Here is a 16,575-nt window from a genome sequence, read left to right on the forward strand (position 1 = left end):
TCCTCCGGGTTCAGAAAGCTGTCTCGAATCAGCGGACGGCTCGTACGTCGAGCTTGTCCTGCAGCCAGGTATGGAAGGCGCCGATGTGGTGCTCGCTGGGCACCAGGACACCGCCCTCGGTGTAGGCCCGCGAGCTCATCCCGGGCTGGGTGCGCTCACAGGCCTCGAAGTCCTGCTGGTTGACGCGGTGGAAGAGCTCCACCGAACGGTCCACGTCCTTGCCGCTCTCCACCACGTGCGGGAGGTAGAGCCAGTCGCACTCCACCACCGTGCGGTCGTGCGCCAGCGGGTACATCCGGTGGAAGATCACGTGGTCGGGCACGAGGTTGATGAAGACCTGCGGCTTGACGGTGATGGCGTAGTACCGGCGGTCCTGGCCCTCCGCGACCCCGGGAATGCGGTCCAGGCCCTCGGAGCCGTCGACGGTGAAGCCCTTGACTTCCTGCCCGAACTCCGCTCCGTGGCCCACGTAGTACTGCGCCGCGTATCCGTCGGCGAACTCCGGTAGAACCTCGGTGAGTTCGGGATGGATGGTGGCGCAGTGGTAGCACTCCATGAAGTTCTCGACGATGAGCTTCCAGTTGGCCTTGACGTCGTAGGTGATGCGCCGGCCCACCTTGAGGTCGTCGATCCCGTAGTTCTCGATCGTCTCGGTGTCGCCCAGCCGCTCGGCCGCGGCTCCGATCACGTCCTCCTCGAAGGACGGCGGGTTGTCGGCCAGGCACACCCACACATATCCGAGCCACTCCCGGACGTGGACGTCGACCAGGCCGTACGCGGTCCGGTCGATGTCCGGCATCGAGGTCAGGTTCGGCGCGGCGACCAGCTTGCCGTCCAGGCCGTAGGTCCAGGCGTGATACGGGCACTGGAACGCCCGTTTGACCTCGCCGGACTCCTCGGTGCAGAGCTTGGCGCCGCGGTGCCGGCAGATGTTCAGGAACGCCTTGATCGCGCCGTCCCGGGTGCGTGAGACCAGCACGCTCTCCCGCCCGACCTGACAGGTGCGGAACTGACCGGGCTCGGCCAGTTCCGCGGCACGGGCCACGCAGAACCACATGGCCTCGAAGACGCGCTCCTGCTCCGACGCGAAGACGGCGGGGTCGGTGTAGTACTCGCCGGAGAGCGTGGAGATCAGGCTCGGTGGCAGATCGGTCGTGGTCATCGGTGTCACCTCGAAAGATTCGTTGCGCATTACGCATTAAGTATCGCTATAAGCAACTGTCAAACTGTCTGCCCCTGCGGCGGCAGCTGTCAAGGGGTTGCCGCGCGTCGCGCGTGCGCGCCACGGTGATGTCGGTCGGCGCACGACCGTTGCGTATCGCACAGCGCGATGCGTCAAGAAGAACTCCACCCCTTGACCAGTCAGCCACCCTGGCTGGACCATGTTGCGTATTACCCATGTCGTTGCGCATTGCGCATCCAGGGAGGATGTCATGTCTCCTCGACCGCAGCCCGGCCGCGAGTTCGTCCTCACCCTCTCGTGCCCGGACCGGGCCGGCCTCGTCCACGCCGTGACCAGCTACCTGGTGACCCATTCGGGCAACATCCTGGAGAGTCAGCAGTTCGACGACCGGCTCCAGGACCGCTTCTTCATGCGGGTGCACTTCGACGTCTCGGGTCCCGCCTCGCTGGAGGACCTGCGCACCGGCTTCGGCCCGGTCGCCGAGGCGTACCGGATCACCTGGCGGCTGCACGACGCGTCGACCCCGACCCGCACGCTGATCATGGTGTCGAAGTTCGGCCACTGCCTGAACGACCTGCTCTTCCGCAAGTCGACAGGTGCGCTCAACATCGAGATCCCGGCGATCGTCTCCAACCACCGCGACTTCGAGCCGCTGGCGCAGAACTACGGCATCCCCTTCCACCACATCCCGGTGACACCCGACACCAAGGCGGAGGCCGAGGCCCGGCTGCTCCGGCTCGTCGACGAACTCGACGTCGACCTGGTGGTACTCGCCCGGTACATGCAGATCCTCTCCGACGACCTGTGCAAGCAGCTCGAAGGCCGGGCCATCAACATCCACCACTCCTTCCTGCCGAGCTTCAAGGGGGCCAAGCCGTACGTCCAGGCCCACCAGCGCGGCGTCAAGCTCGTCGGGGCCACCGCGCACTACGTCACGCCCGACCTCGACGAAGGCCCGATCATCGAACAGGACGTCGTCCGCGTGACCCACTCGCACGCCCCGGACGAACTGGTCACCCTCGGCCGCGACGTCGAGGCCCAGGTGCTCGCCCGCGCCGTGCAGTGGCACAGCGAGTCCCGGGTGCTGGTCAACGGCCACTGCACGGTCGTCTTCCGCTGACGCGCCGGACGCTTTCAGCGTTGCCGTCGCGCTACCTGGGCCGAGCCCCCTCCCGGCCCGCGGCGGGCGCGACACGGCGTTCCAGGCGTACGACGACGCTCTTGGACGTCGGCGTGTTGGAGGTGTCGGCAACCGAGTCGAGCGGGACGAGCACATTGGCCTCGGGGAAGTAGGCCGCACAGCAGCCACGGGGCGTGTCGTACGCGACGGCGCGGAACGCCTCCGCCCGCCGGTCCGGACTGTCCGGCCACTCGCTCACGAGGTCCACCACCTCACCGTCGTCGATCCCGCGCTCAGCGAGGTCGTCGGGGTGCACGAAGACCACCCGTCGTCCCTGATGGATGCCGCGATAGCGGTCGTCGAGGCCGTAGATCGTGGTGTTGTACTGGTCATGGCTACGCAGGGTCTGCAGCAGCAGGCGGCCCGGCGGTACCCGCAGCACCTCCACGGGGTTGACCGTGAAGTGGGCCTTGCCCGTGCCCGTCGGGAAGCGCCGCTCGTCGCGCGGGGCGTGCGGCAGGGTGAAGCCGCCGGGGCGGCGTACCCGGGTGTTGAAGTCGGTGAAGCCGGGCACGACCCGGGCGATGCTGTCGCGGACGGCGTCGTAGTCGGCCTCGAAGGCCGCCCACGGCACGTCGCCGCCCGGGCCGAACAGGCTCTGGGCCAGCCGGCAGACGATGGCGGGCTCGGAGAGCAGGTGCGGCGATGCGGACGGCAGTCCGCCCCGGGAGGCGTGCACCATCCCCATCGAGTCCTCGACGGTGACGAACCGGTTCGCGCCGTCCGGCCCCTGGTCGCGCTCGGTACGGCCGAGCGTGGGCAGGATGAGGGCCTCGCGGCCACAGACGGCGTGGGAGCGGTTCAGCTTGGTGGAGACCTGGACCGTGAGCCGGCAGCCGCGCAGGGCGCGTTCGGTGGCGGCCGTGTCCGGGGCGGCGGAGACGAAGTTGCCTCCCATGGCGAAGAACACCTTCACCTCGCCGGTGCCCATCGCCCGGATCGTCTCCACCGCGTCGAAGCCGTGCCGGCGGGGCGGCTCGAAGCCGAACTCGCCCTGCAGCGCGTCGAGGAAGGCCGGTGCCGGTTTCTCGTGGATGCCCATCGTGCGGTCGCCCTGCACGTTGGAGTGGCCGCGCACGGGACACACCCCGGCGCCGGGGCGGCCGATGTTGCCGCGCAACAGAAGGAAGTTCACCACCTCACGGATGGTGGGCACGGAGTGCTTGTGCTGGGTCAGGCCCATCGCCCAGCACACCACGACCGACCGGGCGGACAGGACGTCGCGGGCGGTGGCCTCGATGGCGTCGAGCGGAAGCCCGGTCGCCTCCGCGACGTCGCCCCGGTCGAGTGTGCGCAACTGGTCGGCGTAGGCCTCGAAGCCGTCGGTGTGCTCGGCGATGAAGTCGTGGTCGAGGACCGTGCCGGGCGCGGCGTCCTCGGCGTCCAGCAGCAGCCGCGACAGCGCCTGGAAGAGCGCCAGGTCGCCGCCGAGCCTGATCTGCAGGAAGCGGTCCGCGAGGGGCGTGCCGCCGCCGGCGAGGCCGCGGGCGTTCTGCGGGTTCCTGAAGCGCAGCAGCCCTGCCTCCGGCAGCGGGTTCACGGCGACGACGTGCGCACCGCGGCGCTTGGCCTCCTCCAGGGCGGACAGCATCCGGGGATGGTTGGTGCCGGGGTTCTGCCCGACGACGAAGATCAGCTCGGCGTCGTACAGGTCGTCGAGGCGGACACTGCCCTTGCCGATGCCGATCGTCTCGGTGAGCGCCGAACCGCTCGACTCGTGGCACATGTTCGAGCAGTCCGGCAGGTTGTTGGTGCCGAACTGCCGCACGAACAGCTGGTAGAGATACGCGGCCTCGTTGGAGGTGCGGCCCGAGGTGTAGAAGGCGGCCTCGTCGGCGCTGCGCAGCGCCCCGAGTTCCCGGGAGACGATGTCGAACGCCGTCTCCCACGTGACAGGTACGTAGGTCTCCGAGTCGGCGGGCTTGTGCATCGGCCGGGTGAGCCGGCCCTGCTGTCCCAGCCAGTAGTCGCTGCGGCCCGCGAGTTCACTCACCGGGTGCGCGGCGAAGAACTCCGGAGTCACCCGGCGGACGGTGGCCTCCTCGGCGACGGCCTTGGCGCCGTTCTCGCAGAACTCGGCCGTGTGCCGGTGGTCCGGCTCGGGCCAGGCGCAGCCCGGGCAGTCGAAGCCGTTCTTCTGGTTGACCTTGAGCAGGGTCAGCGCGGTGCGCCGGACGCCCATCTGGTCGTACCCCATGCGCAGTGCGTGAGTCACCGCGGGGATCCCGGCGGCCCACTGCTTGGGCGCGGTCACCTCCAGGGCTCCCTCGCCCGGTTCCTCGCGCGGGGCCTTGCGTGCCATGGCTGTCTCTCCTCATGGACAGGGCGAACAGTGCCGTCAGCGCAGCCGAGTCCGCGCCGACACATCCGCCTCGACACCCCAGCGAGCGGTCACCCGTACCGCGTCGCACGTCGAGGCCACATCGTGCACACGCAGGCACCAGATGCCCTGCGCGGCGGCCAGAACGGACACGGCGGTGGTCGCGGCGTCCCGCTGCGGCGCCGGGCGGGGGTCTCCGGTCACCGGGTCCGCCAGCAGTCGGCCCAGGAACGACTTGCGTGACGCGCCCAGGAGGACGGGGCGGCCCAGTGCGGCCACTTCCCGGAGCCGGCCCAGCAGTTCCCAGTTGTGCCCGGGCTCCTTGGCGAAGCCCAGCCCGGGATCGACGATCAGGCGGTGGGGCGGGATCCCCGCCCGCAGCGCGGCCTCGATCCGCAGGCGCAGTTCGTCGATCACATCCGTGACGACATCTCCGTAGACGGCGTTGGCCTGCATACCGGCGGCGTGTCCGCGCCAGTGCATCACCACGTACGGCGTGTCCGCCCGCGCCATCAACGGCAGCATCGCGGGGTCGGCGAGGCCTCCCGAGACGTCGTTGACCAGCCGGGCGCCCGCGTCGAGGGCGCGGGCGGCCACCTCGGCCCGCATGGTGTCCACGCTGACGGTCCCGCCCGCCGCGGCGAGTTCCCGCACGACGGGCAGAACGCGCCGCAACTCCTCCTCGGCGGACGGGCGTACGGCGCCCGGGCGGGTCGACTCGCCGCCGACGTCCACGATGTCCGCGCCCTGCTCGAACAGCGCGAGTCCGTGCGCGACGGCCGCTTTGGGGGCGAACGACCGGCCGCCGTCCGAGAACGAGTCCGGGGTCACGTTCACCACGCCCATGACCAGCGTGCGGCCCGGCCGGGGCAGCCCGTGCGGGTGCAGGTCCGGGAGTCCGGGGCGCGTCGAGACGGTGGCGGTCACCGGGGTTCCGCCCTGCGTACCGGCATGCTCGTCACGTGGCGCGCCACGTGACGCGGATCACGCGACACCGGCGTATTCCGCGGCCGCGTCCAGCAGCCAGTCGGCCAGGTAGCCGGCGAAGGAGGAGCGCACCAGTACCCAGAAGCCGGCCCTGGTCTCGTCACGGGCGACGAGGACGACCTGGGCGCGGGCCAGCGTCGTCTGGGCGCAGCGGCCGGGTCCGAAGGCGCGCGGGTGGAGGTCCAGCGGGCAGCCGTGGGAGAGCAGGTCTCGGGCGCGGGGGCCCGCGACGAGGAGGGTGGTGCGCTGGGCGGAGACGTCGGTGACGGAGACGGGCTCGTCCCCGGCCGCGGCCCGGATCCGGCTCTCCAGATCGCGCTCGGTGCCGGGCCGGCCCACCACCAGCCATTCGTCGGGGCCGAGCCACACCGCGGTCACGTCACCCGCGTGCACGACCGTGTTGGGTTCCAGGGGCAGTTGGAGTCCCAGGGCCAGCCCGACGGCGTCCGCTGCCGGGCTCTTGGCATCGAGGCGGACGTTCACCTGGGCCAGGAAGGGGAGTTCGGCCAGGCGGATCGCGCCCCGGGAGGAGCGCGTCACGGCGGCCAGGCGGTGCGCGGCATCCGCCATGGGGCTGCGCTGCCGTGCGGTCTGGGCGGTGTCAGCCATCGCGGCGGGCTCCCTCGGGGTCGTAGAGGACAGGGCTTGCGACGGTCACCGGCAGCAGCCGGTCGGCGACGGGCGCGTAGAGGCGTTCACCGATGCGGTCCCGGCCCCCCTTGACGAGGGCGAGCGCGAAGGTCCGGCCGAGCGCCGCGCTGCGGTAGCTGGAGGTGACGTGGCCGAGCATCGGGACGGGTGGGGCGGGCAGTTCGCTCTCGGCGACCAGCTGCGTGCCCTCGGGGAGGAAGGCGCCGGGATCGTCCGGGAGCAGGGCGACCAGGTGCCCCCGGTCGGGGCGGACAGTGTCGGCTCGGGCGTAGGAGCGCTTGCCGATGAAGTCGGGCTTCTTCTTCGACACCACCCAGCTCATGCCGAGGTCCTGCGGGGTGACCGTGCCGTCCGTGTCCTGACCGATGATCGGGTAGCCCTTCTCCGCGCGCAGGACGTGCATGGTCTCGGTGCCGTACGGGGTGATGCCGTACGGGGTGCCTGCCCGGTACAGCGCCTCCCACAGGGCGAGGGCGTTCCACGGCGACACGTTGATCTCGTAGGCGAGTTCCCCGGAGAAGCTGATCCGGCACACGCGCGCGTCGATGCCGGCGACGGCCGTCTCCCGCCACGCCATGAAGGGGAAGTCCTCGTTGCCGACGGCGAGTCGAGGCGCGAGAGAGGCCAGGACCTCACGGGAGCGGGGGCCGACCAGCGCCACGGTGGCCCACTGCTCCGTGACCGAGGTGCAGTGCACCCGCAGTTCGGGCCACTCGGTCTGCAGCCACTCCTCCATCCAGTCCAGGACGGCGGCCGCGTTGCCGGTCGTGGTGGTGACCAGGAACCGGTCCTGGGTGAGCCGGATGACCGTGCCGTCGTCGAACACCATCCCGTCCGGACGGCACATGACGCCGTAGCGGATCATGCCGACCTTCAGGGTGCTCATCATGTTCGTGTAGAGCAGGTCGAGGAAGTGCGCGGCGTCCGGGCCCTGCACATCGATCTTGCCGAGCGTGGAGGCGTCCATGAACGCCACGCCCTCGCGGGCCGCCCGGCACTCGCGCAGCACCGCGGTCTCCATGTCCTCGCCGTCCTGCGGGTAGTACCAGGGCCGCTTCCACTGGCCGACGTTCTCGAAGAGGGCGCCGTGCTCGACATGCCAACGGTGCAGGGTGGTCGTGCGGATCGGGTCGTGCAGCGCGCCGCGGTCGCGGCCCGCGAGGGTGGCGAAGGAGACGGGGGTGTACGGCGGCCGGAAGGTGGGCAGGCCGAGCGCCGAGACGTCCACGCCGAGGAGTTCGGCGACGACTCCGCTCGCCAGGACGCCCCCGGTCCTGCCCTGGTCGTTGGCGGTGCCCGCCGTGGTGTACCGCTTGGTGTGCTCCACCGAGCGCAGGCCCGCACCGGTCGCCCGCGCGAGGTCGTCGACCGTGACGTCGCGCTGCAGGTCGACGAACCGGGGAGCCCCGGTGGCGGTCGGGACGGTGAAGACCTGCATGGGCGGGGTGTGCGGCTGGGCTGCGACGGTGGGCAGGGTGGGTGTCTCCGCTGTGTACCCCTCCGCCTCGACCGCGCGGGCGCCGGCCGCCGCGCCCTGCGCGAGGGCCGTGGCAAGGTCGAAGGCCCCGTTCGCACTGCCGGCGACCTCCACCGCCTGACGGCAGCTGTCGGGCACGAACGTGCCGAGCACGTCGTCGTGGCGGAGCTTGCCGCCCGCCTGGCTGAAGAGGTGCGCGACCGGGTTCCAGCCGCCGGCGACCAGGAGCAGGTCGACGGCGAACTCCCGTTGTCCGGCGGTGTCCCCGTACGGGGCGACGGTCACGGCGGTGAGACGGTCCACGCCCTCCGTGCCGGTGACCGCGTGTCCGGCCAGGACCTCGATCCCGGCGGCCCGGGCACGCTCGGCCCACTCCCCCGGCTCGGGCCGGGTGTCGACGATCGCCGCGATGCCCACACCCGCCGCCGCCAGGTCCAGTGCGGCGGCGTAGGCGCTGTCGTTGGTGGTGAATACGACCGCGTGCCGGCCGGGCAGGACGGCGTACCGGTGGAGGTACGTCCGGGCCGAGGCCGCCAGCATCACGCCGGGGCGGTCGTTGTCGCCGAACGCCAGCGAGCGCTCGTGGGCACCGGTGGCGAGGACGACGCGCCGGGCGCGGATCCGCCAGACGCGCTCGCGGGAGACGTGCTCCGGGGCGTCGGCACCGAGGTGGTTGGTACGGCGCTCCACCGCGAGGAGGTGGTTGTCGTCGTAGTGGCCGAAGACGGTGGTGCGGCGCAGGACGCGTACCTCGGGGGCGGCTTCGAGCCGGGCGCGCGTCGCCGCCACCCAGTCTGCGTGCTCGCCGGTGCCGAGGAGGCTGCCGCCGGGCTCGGGCTGGTCGTCGGCGAGGATGACGCGTGCACCGGATGTCGCTGCCGCGGTTGCTGCAGCGAGGCCGGCTGGGCCGGCGCCGACGATCAGCAGGTCGCAATGGGCGTGTACGGCGTCGTAGCGGGCGGGGTCGGGTTCGGTGGCGAGGCGTCCCTGGCCGGGGAGGCTGCTGGCTACCAGGCCGTCGTACAGCTCCACGGTGGTGGCGGGGAGCATGGGCTCGGGGAAGGGGGCCTCGATCTGGACTACCGCGTTGGGTTCTTCGACGCCGGCGGAGAAGATGCCTCTCGGGCGGCCGAGTTTGATGCTGGTGGCGGCTTGGATGATGCCGTTGGCGAGGAGCGCCGAGGCGAGGGTGTCGCCTCGGTAGCCCTGGTATTCGGTGCCGTCGAAGGTGAAGGTGAGGGGGGTGGTGCGGTCGATTCGGCCGCCGGTGGGGGTGCGGAAGGGGTGGTCGCCCCCGCCGCCCCTACCCGTCCCGTCCTCCAGGGGCGCTGCCCCTTCGACCCCGCCAGGGGGCTCCGCCCCCTGGACCCCCGTCGGCCCTGAAGGGGCCTCGTCCTCAAACGCCGGACGGGCTGATACAGACGGAGTCGGCTGCGAAGCGGCCGCAGGTCGCTCCGTAGGCTCCGGGCGCGGCTCGCCCACCCGGTACACCGTCAGGATCTCGTTCGTCGCCGTGTTCCGTACCGCGTTGAACCATCTGCGGCAGCCGGCCGCGTGGCTCCAGCGCTCGGCGAAGGGGCCCTTGGGGTTGTCGCGGAAGAAGAGGTAGCGCGCCCACTCCTCGTCGGTGAGGGCCGCGGGGTCCTCGGGGTAGGGGACGTGGGCCTGGCCGCCGTAGTGGAACTCGGCCTCGTCGCGGGGCCCGCACCACGGGCAGGGGATGAGCAGCATGGTTCGGCTCCCTAGTGGGCCACCGCGGCCGCGCCGTGCTCGTCGACGAGCGCGCCGGTGGTGAAACGGTCGAGCGAGAAGGGGGCGTTCAGGGCGTGCGGGGTGTCGTGCGCGATGGTGTGGGCGTAGACCCAGCCGACGCCCGGGGTGGCCTTGAAACCGCCGGTGCCCCAGCCGCAGTTGAGGTAGAGGTTGTCGACCGGGGTGAGGCCGACGATGGGTGAGGCGTCCGGGCTGACGTCGACGATGCCGCCCCAGGTGCGCAGCACATGAGCGCGGGCGAAGACCGGGAAGAGTTCCAGGGCGGCGGACATCTGTTCCTCGATGATGTGGAACGCGCCGCGCTGGGTGTAGGAGTTGTAGGCGTCGATGCCCGCGCCCATCACCAACTCGCCCTTGTGGGCCTGGCTGACATACACGTGGACCGCGTTGGACATGACGACGGTGGGATGAACCGGCTCCAGCAGCTCCGACACCAGAGCCTGCAACGGGTGGCTCTGGAGCGGGAGTTCGATGCCCGCCATGGCGGCGAGCACCGAGGTGTGGCCGGCCGAGCACAGGGCCACCTTGCCCGCCGCGATCGGGCCGCGCGTGGTCTGCACGCCGACCACCCGGCCGTCGGCCATGTCCAGGCCGGTGACCTCGCAGTTCTGGATGATGTCGATGCCGGCGGCGTCCGCGGAGCGGGCGAAGCCCCAGGCCACGTAGTCGTGCTTGGCGATGCCGGCGCGCGGCTGGTAGGTACCGCCGAGGACCGGGTAGCGGACGTCGGGCGAGACGTTGACGATCGGGCAGACCTCTTTGACCTGCTCGGCGTCGAGCCATTCGGCGTCGACGCCGTTGAGCCGGTTGGCCTCGACCCGGCGCACGCTGTCGCGGACGTCCTGCAGGCTGTGGGCGAGGTTCAGCACGCCACGCTGGGAGAAGAGGATCGGGTAGTCGAGTTCCTCCTCCAGTCCCTCCCACAGCTTCAACGCGTGCTCGTAGATGCCCGCGCTCTCGTCCCACAGGTAGTTGGAGCGGATGATCGTGGTGTTGCGGGCCATGTTGCCGCCCGCGAGCCAGCCCTTCTCCAGGACCGCGACGTTGGTGATGCCGTGGTTCTTGGCGAGGTAGTGGGCGGTGGCCAGGCCGTGTCCGCCGCCGCCCACGATCACCACGTCGTACGACCGCTTGGGCTCGGGATCGCGCCAGAGCCAGTCGGGGTGGTCGGGCAGGTCGGCGCCGGGGGTGCGCGGGCTCATCGGACGTCTCCTGAAGTACCGGAAAGGTGCGGGTAGAGCGGGTGCCTGTCGGCCAGTGCCTGCGTGCGGGCGCGCAGGGCGGGCACGTCCGGCTCGGGCTGGAGGGCCAGTGCGATCACGTCGGCGACCTCGGCGAAGTCCTCCTCGGCGAAGCCGCGGGTGGCCAGGGCCGGGGTGCCGATACGCAGGCCGGAGGTGACCATGGGCGGGCGCGGGTCGAAGGGGACGGCGTTGCGGTTGACCGTGATGCCGATCTCGTGGAGGAGGTCCTCCGCCTGCCGGCCGTCCAGTTCCGAGTCCCGCAGGTCGACCAGGACGAGGTGGACGTCGGTGCCGCCGGTCAGCACCTTCACTCCGGCCGCTGCCGCGTCGGGCCGGGTGAGGCGCTCGGCGAGGACGCGGGCGCCCACGAGCGTACGGGCCTGCCGGTCGGCGAACTCGGGCGATGCCGCGACCTTGAAGGAGACGGCCTTCGCGGCGATGACATGCTCCAGCGGGCCGCCCTGCATCCCGGGGAACACCGCCGAGTTGAGCTTCTTGGCGAGGTCGGCGTCGTTGGTGAGGATGACTCCGCCGCGGGGTCCGCCGAGGGTCTTGTGCGTGGTGGTGGTGACGACGTGGGCGTGCGGGACGGGGCTGGGGTGCAGTCCGGCGGCGACCAGGCCCGCGAAGTGCGCCATGTCGACCATGAGGAGGGCGCCGACCTCGTCGGCGATACGGCGGAAGGCCGCGAAGTCCAGCTGCCTCGGGTACGCCGACCAGCCCGCGATGATCATCTTGGGCCGGTGTTCCTTGGCGAGCCGCTCCACCTCGTCCATGTCCACGAGGTTGTCCGCCTGGGAGACGTGGTACGGCACGACGTTGAGCATCTTGCCGCTGTAGTTGATGCGCATGCCGTGGGTGAGGTGGCCGCCGTGCGCGAGGTCGAGGCCGAGGACGGTGTCGCCGGGCTGGAGCAGGGCGAAGAAGACGGCGGTGTTGGCCTGGGCGCCCGAGTGCGGCTGGACGTTGGCGAAGCCCGCGCCGAAGAGGGACTTGACGCGTTCGATCGCCAACCGCTCGGTGACGTCGACGTGTTCGCAGCCGCCGTAGTAGCGGCGCCCGGGATAGCCCTCGGCGTACTTGTTGGTCGCGACCGAGCCCTGCGCCTCCATCACGGCGGTGGGCGCGAAGTTCTCGGAGGCGATCATTTCCAGGGTGGACTGCTGGCGGTGCAGCTCGGCGCGGAGCGCGGTGTGGACCTCGGGGTCCAGCTCGGCCAGCGGGGTGTTCAGCGCGTTCATACGGGGTTCGCGTTCCTCTCGGCGGCCTCGACGACGTTGGCGAGCAGCATCGCCCGGGTCATGGGTCCCACTCCGCCGGGCATGGGCGCGATCCGTCCGGCGACCTGGGCGGCCTCCGGGTGGACGTCGCCGACGAGCCCGTGCTCGGTGCGGGTGATGCCGACGTCCAGGACGGCCGCGCCGGGGCGCAGCATGTCCGGAGTGATCAGTCCGGGCGAGCCGGCCGCCGCGACGACGATGTCCGCCTCGCGTACGTGCCAGGCCAGGCCCCTGGTTCCGGTGTGGCACAGGGTGACGGTGGCGTTCTCGGAGCGGCGGGTGAGCAGCAGTGCGATCGGCCGTCCCACGGTGATACCGCGCCCGATCACACAGACCCGCGCGCCGGCGATGGGCACTTCGTAGCGGCGGAGCAGTTCGACGATGCCCCGTGGGGTGCAGGGCAGTGGGGCGTCGACGCCGAGGACGAGCCGGCCGAGGTTGACCGGGTGCAGGCCGTCGGCGTCCTTGGCGGGGTCCATGCGCTCCAGTACGGCGCCCGCGTCCAGGTGGCCCGGGAGCGGCAGTTGGACGATGTAGCCGGTGCAGGCCGGGTCGGCGTTGAGTTCGTCGATGACGTCCTCGACCTGCTGCTGGGTGGCGTCGGCGGGCAGGTCGCGGCGGAGAGAGGCGATACCGACCTGTGCACAGTCGCGGTGCTTTCCGGCGACGTAGGCGTGGCTGCCGGGGTCGTCGCCGACGAGGACGGTGCCGAGGCCGGGCTGCCGTCCGGTGGTGGCGGTCACCTTGGCCACGCGCTCGGCGAGTTCACGACGGACGGCGGCGGCGGTCGCCCTGCCGTCGAGGAGTTGTGCGGTCACCGGCGGTTCTCCTTGTCCACGGTCAGCCACGCAGGCGGGACATGGTCGGGTCGAACAGGGGTTCCTCGGCGACGGTCGCCTCGACGCGCTGGTCGAAGTAGCCGATGTGCACCGTGGTACCGGGGGTGGCCAGCTCCGCCGGGAGCCAGGCGTAGGCGATGCCCTTGCCGATGGTGTGGCCGTGGGCGGCGCTGGTCACGTAACCGACGGCGCGGTCCCCGTCGTACACCGGTTCCTTGCCCATGACGACGGCCCGCGGGTCGTCGATGGTGAGGCAGCTCAGCCTGCGCCGCACGTCGGCCTTGCGGCGCTCCAGTGCGGCCTTGCCGACGAAGTCGCCCTTGTCGGGCTTGACGGCGAAGCCGACGCCGGCCTCGTAGGGGTCGTGCTCGTAGGTCATGTCGGTGCCGAAGGAGCGGTAGCCCTTCTCCAGGCGGAGGCTGTTGAAGGCGCCGCGGCCGGCGATGATGCCGCCGAGCGGCCGGGCCGCCTGCCACAGGGTGTCCCAGAGCTTGGCGCCCTGGTCGGCGGTCGTGTACAGCTCCCAGCCGAGTTCGCCGACGTAGGACAGCCGCATCGCGGTGACCGGCACCGAGCCGATGTAGGCGCGCTTGGCGCGGAAGTACTTGAGGCCCTCGTTGGAGAAGTCCTCGTCGGTCAGCGGCTGCAGGACCTCGCGGGCCAGCGGGCCCCACAGGCCGATGCAGCAGGTGCCGGGGGTGATGTCGCGGACCTGGACCGTGCCGTCGGCCGGGAGGTGGCGGGTGAACCAGTCGAGGTCCAGGTTGCCGTTGGCGCCGACCTGGAAGAGGTCGCGGGCGAGGCGGGCGACGGTGATGTCGCTGCGGATGCCGCCGTCGTGGTCCAGGAGCAGCGTGTACGTCACCGATCCGACGGACTTGGCGACCTTGCCGGTGACCAGGCCCTCCAGGAAGTCGGCGGCACCGGGGCCGCTCACCTCCAGGCGCTTGAGGGCCGTCATGTCGTACAGGGCGACGGTCTCGCGGGTGACCTGGGCCTCGGCGCCGACGATGGGCGACCAGTAGCGGGCGGCCCAGTCGTTGGGGGTGGGGATGGCGCGGCCTTCGACCAGGCCCGCGTTGGCCTCGTACCACTGGGGCCGCTCCCAGCCGTTCGCCTCCAGGAAGAACGCGCCGTGTTCCTGCTGGCGGGCGTAGAAGGGGCTGGTGCGGATCGGGCGCGGCTTCCCGGACGGCTGGAGGGGGTGGAGGATGTCGTAGACCTCGACGAAGTTCTGGCAGTCGCGGGCCAGGACGTACTCCGGGGAGAGCTGGTGCGGCTCGAAGCGGTTGACGTCGCACTCGTGCAGGTCGAAGGAGGAGCAGTAGCCGTCGACCAGCCATTCGGCGACGGCCCGGCCGACGCCCGCGGAGTGGGTGACCCACACGGCCTCGGCGACCCAGAAGCCCTGGACGTGCGGGGATTCGCCGAGCAGCGGGTAGCCGTCGGTAGTGAAGGAGAACAGGCCGTTGATGCCCTCCTCGACCTTGGCCTCGCGGGTCGCGGGAAGCAGCGACCGGGTCTCGGTCCAGGCGTCCTCGAAGTCCGCCTCGGTGAACTTCAGGACCGAGGGCATCTGTTCGGCCTCGTCCACGGAGAGGATGTCGTCGGCGGAGACGGGCATGGGGCGGTGGCCGTAGTAGCCGATGCCGAGGCCGTCGAAGCGGTCGCGGTAGTAGAGGTCGGCATCCTGGTGGCGCAGGATCGGGCGCACCGCCTCCTCGGTCTGGCCGGCGAGGGCGGGGACCGGGCCGGTCCAGGCGAGCTGGTGGGCGAGCGGGGTGAGCGGCAGGTTCATCCCGACCATGCGGGCGATCTTCGGTCCCCAGATGCCGGCGCAGCACACGACGATGTCGGCGGGGATCTCGCCCTGGTCGGTCACCACGCCGGTGACGCGGCCCTCGCTCTGCCGCACGTCGAGGACCTCGTGGCGGGCGAGGAAGCGCACACCGCGCTCGGTCGCCCGGCGGATCTGGGCCTCGACGGCGAGGACGGCCTTGGCGAGGCCGTCGGTGGGGACGAGGAGACCGCCGAGGATCTTGTCGCGGTCGACCAGCGGGTGCTGCTCCACGCACTCGTCGGGGGTCAGCAGGCGCGACTCGATGCCCCAGGCGGTGATCCAGCCGTGGCGGCGCCGGAGTTCGGTGAGGCGCTCGGGGCTGGTGGCCACTTCGAGGCCGCCGACCTGGAGGAAACAGGGCTTGCCGTCGACGTCGAGGGAGCAGAACTTCTCGACGGTGTAGCGCGCCAGCTCGGTCATGGTCTTCGAGGGGTTCGTCTGGAAGACCAGGCCCGGCGCGTGCGAGGTGGATCCCCCCGTGGCCGGGAGGGGGCCCTGGTCGACGACGGTCACCTCGGTCCAGCCGCGTGCGGAGATCTCGTCCGCCAGAGCCGCTCCCACGACGCCCGCTCCGATGATGACCACTCGGGGTCCCGCCATCGCCCAACCTCCGAACATTGAGACCGGTGCAGTTGCTTTCTCCGCAACGTGATTCAGGTTGCGCAACTCAATGTGCCCGTCCCCGAAGGGGGTGTCAAGGGGTCCGTGACGTCGGAAAACGGCCCGAAACACGCCCCTGGACACGGCAATGCCCGGCGGGCGGCGCGCATCTGCACGCACCGCCCGCCGGGCATGTCCGACCCGTCGTCCCGACTCGGCCTACTTGAGCCAGGCGTCCACCTTGTCCTTGTTGGCGTCGACCCACTTCTTCGCCGCCGCCTCGTCGGACATCTTGTCCTGGGCGATGTACTTGGCGACCTCGTTCTGGTCGTCGTTCGTCCAGTTGAAGTTCTTCACCAGGTTGTAGGCGGGGCTGCCGGACTTGGCGAACTTCGCGCTGACGATCTTGTTCAGGTCGTACACGGGATAGTCGCAGGCGATCTTCTCGGCGACGGCGTCACAGCCCGTCGTGTACTTCGGCAGGGAGACCTTCTTCAGCGGGACCTCGGACAGGAACCACTGCGGCTCGTAGAAGTAGCCGAGCACCCACTGCTTGTTCTTCTCGGCGGTGCGGAAGGCCTGGATGAGCGCGGTCTCGCTGCCCGCGTACACCACCTTGAAGTCCAGCTTCAGGTTCTTCACCAGCGCCGCGTCGTTGGTGACGTACGACGGGTCGCCGTCCAGGAGCTGGCCCTTGCCGCCCGACTCGGAGGTCTTGAAGTGGGACGCGTACTTGTTGAGGTTCTTCGAGTCGAGGATGTCGGGGTGTGCCTTGGCCAGCCACGGCGGCACGTACCAGCCGATGATGCCCTTGTTCCCGGTCTGGCCGGCGTCGACGGCGGTCTTCTGCTGGTCGATGTACTTCTTCTTCAGATCGTCGTGGCCCCAGTTCTCCAGGACGGCGTCGACCTCACCGGTCCCGAAGCCCTGCCAGGCAATCTCCTCCTTGAGGTTCTTCTTGGTGACCTTGCAGCCGAGGTTGTGCTCGGCCACGTACGCGACGACCGCCGCGTCCGCCTCGTAGCCCACCCACGGGTTGACCGCGAGGTTGAACGTGCCGCACTTGCCGGAGCTGCCCGCGTCGTCCGAACCCGAGGAGGTGTCGCCGACCTTCGCGCCTGAGCACGCGGTGAGCGTGAGGCCGAGGACGGCCAGGCCGGCCGCGCCGGCTCGCCAGTGTCTTGCCATGGTGTCGTGCTCC

General features: G+C 70.8%; 11 protein-coding genes. 1 reads left to right on the forward strand and 10 read right to left on the reverse strand.

Features of this window, described 5'->3' with window-relative positions; translation table 11 throughout:
* Positions 1-28: 28 nt before the first annotated feature.
* The gene (locus ACFYZZ_RS20290; protein ID WP_389177543.1) at positions 29-1,162 is read right to left on the reverse strand and encodes an aromatic ring-hydroxylating dioxygenase subunit alpha; all 1,134 of its coding nucleotides are present in this window, start codon (positions 1,160-1,162) and stop codon (positions 29-31) included.
* Between the two features lie 271 nt (positions 1,163-1,433).
* Between ACFYZZ_RS20290 and purU the strand changes: the two genes are divergently transcribed.
* Positions 1,434-2,303: a formyltetrahydrofolate deformylase gene (purU, locus tag ACFYZZ_RS20295; protein ID WP_389177546.1), complete on the forward strand. Its 870-nt coding sequence runs from the start codon at positions 1,434-1,436 to the stop codon at positions 2,301-2,303.
* A 31-nt stretch (positions 2,304-2,334) separates the two neighbouring features.
* Here the strand turns inward: purU and ACFYZZ_RS20300 are convergent, their stop codons facing one another.
* The 9 genes from ACFYZZ_RS20300 to ACFYZZ_RS20340 form a co-directional block, all read right to left on the reverse strand.
* Positions 2,335-4,665: an FdhF/YdeP family oxidoreductase gene (locus ACFYZZ_RS20300; protein WP_389177549.1), complete on the reverse strand. Its 2,331-nt coding sequence runs from the start codon at positions 4,663-4,665 to the stop codon at positions 2,335-2,337.
* 36 nt (positions 4,666-4,701) lie between these two features.
* Positions 4,702-5,529 carry a dihydropteroate synthase gene (gene folP, locus ACFYZZ_RS20305; RefSeq protein WP_389178260.1) on the reverse strand — a complete coding sequence of 276 codons (828 nt, stop codon included), beginning with the start codon at positions 5,527-5,529 and terminating at the stop codon, positions 4,702-4,704.
* Positions 5,530-5,667: 138 nt separating this feature from the next.
* On the reverse strand, positions 5,668-6,279 hold the full coding sequence (locus ACFYZZ_RS20310) for a sarcosine oxidase subunit gamma (RefSeq protein WP_389177552.1): 612 nt from the start codon (positions 6,277-6,279) through the stop codon (positions 5,668-5,670).
* Positions 6,272-9,529 (reverse strand): sarcosine oxidase subunit delta family protein, encoded by a 3,258-nt coding sequence (locus ACFYZZ_RS20315; RefSeq protein WP_389177555.1) that lies wholly within the window; start codon positions 9,527-9,529, stop codon positions 6,272-6,274. The genes ACFYZZ_RS20310 and ACFYZZ_RS20315 overlap by 8 nt, the downstream gene beginning before the upstream one ends.
* Positions 9,530-9,540: 11 nt before the next feature.
* On the reverse strand, positions 9,541-10,773 hold the full coding sequence (locus ACFYZZ_RS20320) for a sarcosine oxidase subunit beta family protein (protein ID WP_389177557.1): 1,233 nt from the start codon (positions 10,771-10,773) through the stop codon (positions 9,541-9,543).
* On the reverse strand, positions 10,770-12,056 hold the full coding sequence (glyA, locus tag ACFYZZ_RS20325; protein WP_389177560.1) for a serine hydroxymethyltransferase: 1,287 nt from the start codon (positions 12,054-12,056) through the stop codon (positions 10,770-10,772). Before glyA ends, ACFYZZ_RS20320 begins: the two co-directional genes overlap by 4 nt.
* Positions 12,053-12,913 carry a bifunctional methylenetetrahydrofolate dehydrogenase/methenyltetrahydrofolate cyclohydrolase gene (locus ACFYZZ_RS20330; protein ID WP_389177563.1) on the reverse strand — a complete coding sequence of 287 codons (861 nt, stop codon included), beginning with the start codon at positions 12,911-12,913 and terminating at the stop codon, positions 12,053-12,055. Before ACFYZZ_RS20330 ends, glyA begins: the two co-directional genes overlap by 4 nt.
* Positions 12,914-12,935: 22 nt before the next feature.
* A complete protein-coding gene (locus tag ACFYZZ_RS20335; RefSeq protein WP_389177565.1) occupies positions 12,936-15,374 on the reverse strand; it encodes an FAD-dependent oxidoreductase in 2,439 nt (812 codons plus the stop codon).
* 219 nt (positions 15,375-15,593) lie between these two features.
* Positions 15,594-16,562 carry an ABC transporter substrate-binding protein gene (locus ACFYZZ_RS20340; protein WP_389177567.1) on the reverse strand — a complete coding sequence of 323 codons (969 nt, stop codon included), beginning with the start codon at positions 16,560-16,562 and terminating at the stop codon, positions 15,594-15,596.
* Between the last annotated feature and the right edge of the window lie 13 nt (positions 16,563-16,575).

Origin of the sequence: Streptomyces sp. NPDC001816 (assembly GCF_042892235.1) — a bacterium.
In the GTDB taxonomy this organism is placed as follows: Bacteria; Actinomycetota; Actinomycetes; order Streptomycetales; family Streptomycetaceae; genus Streptomyces.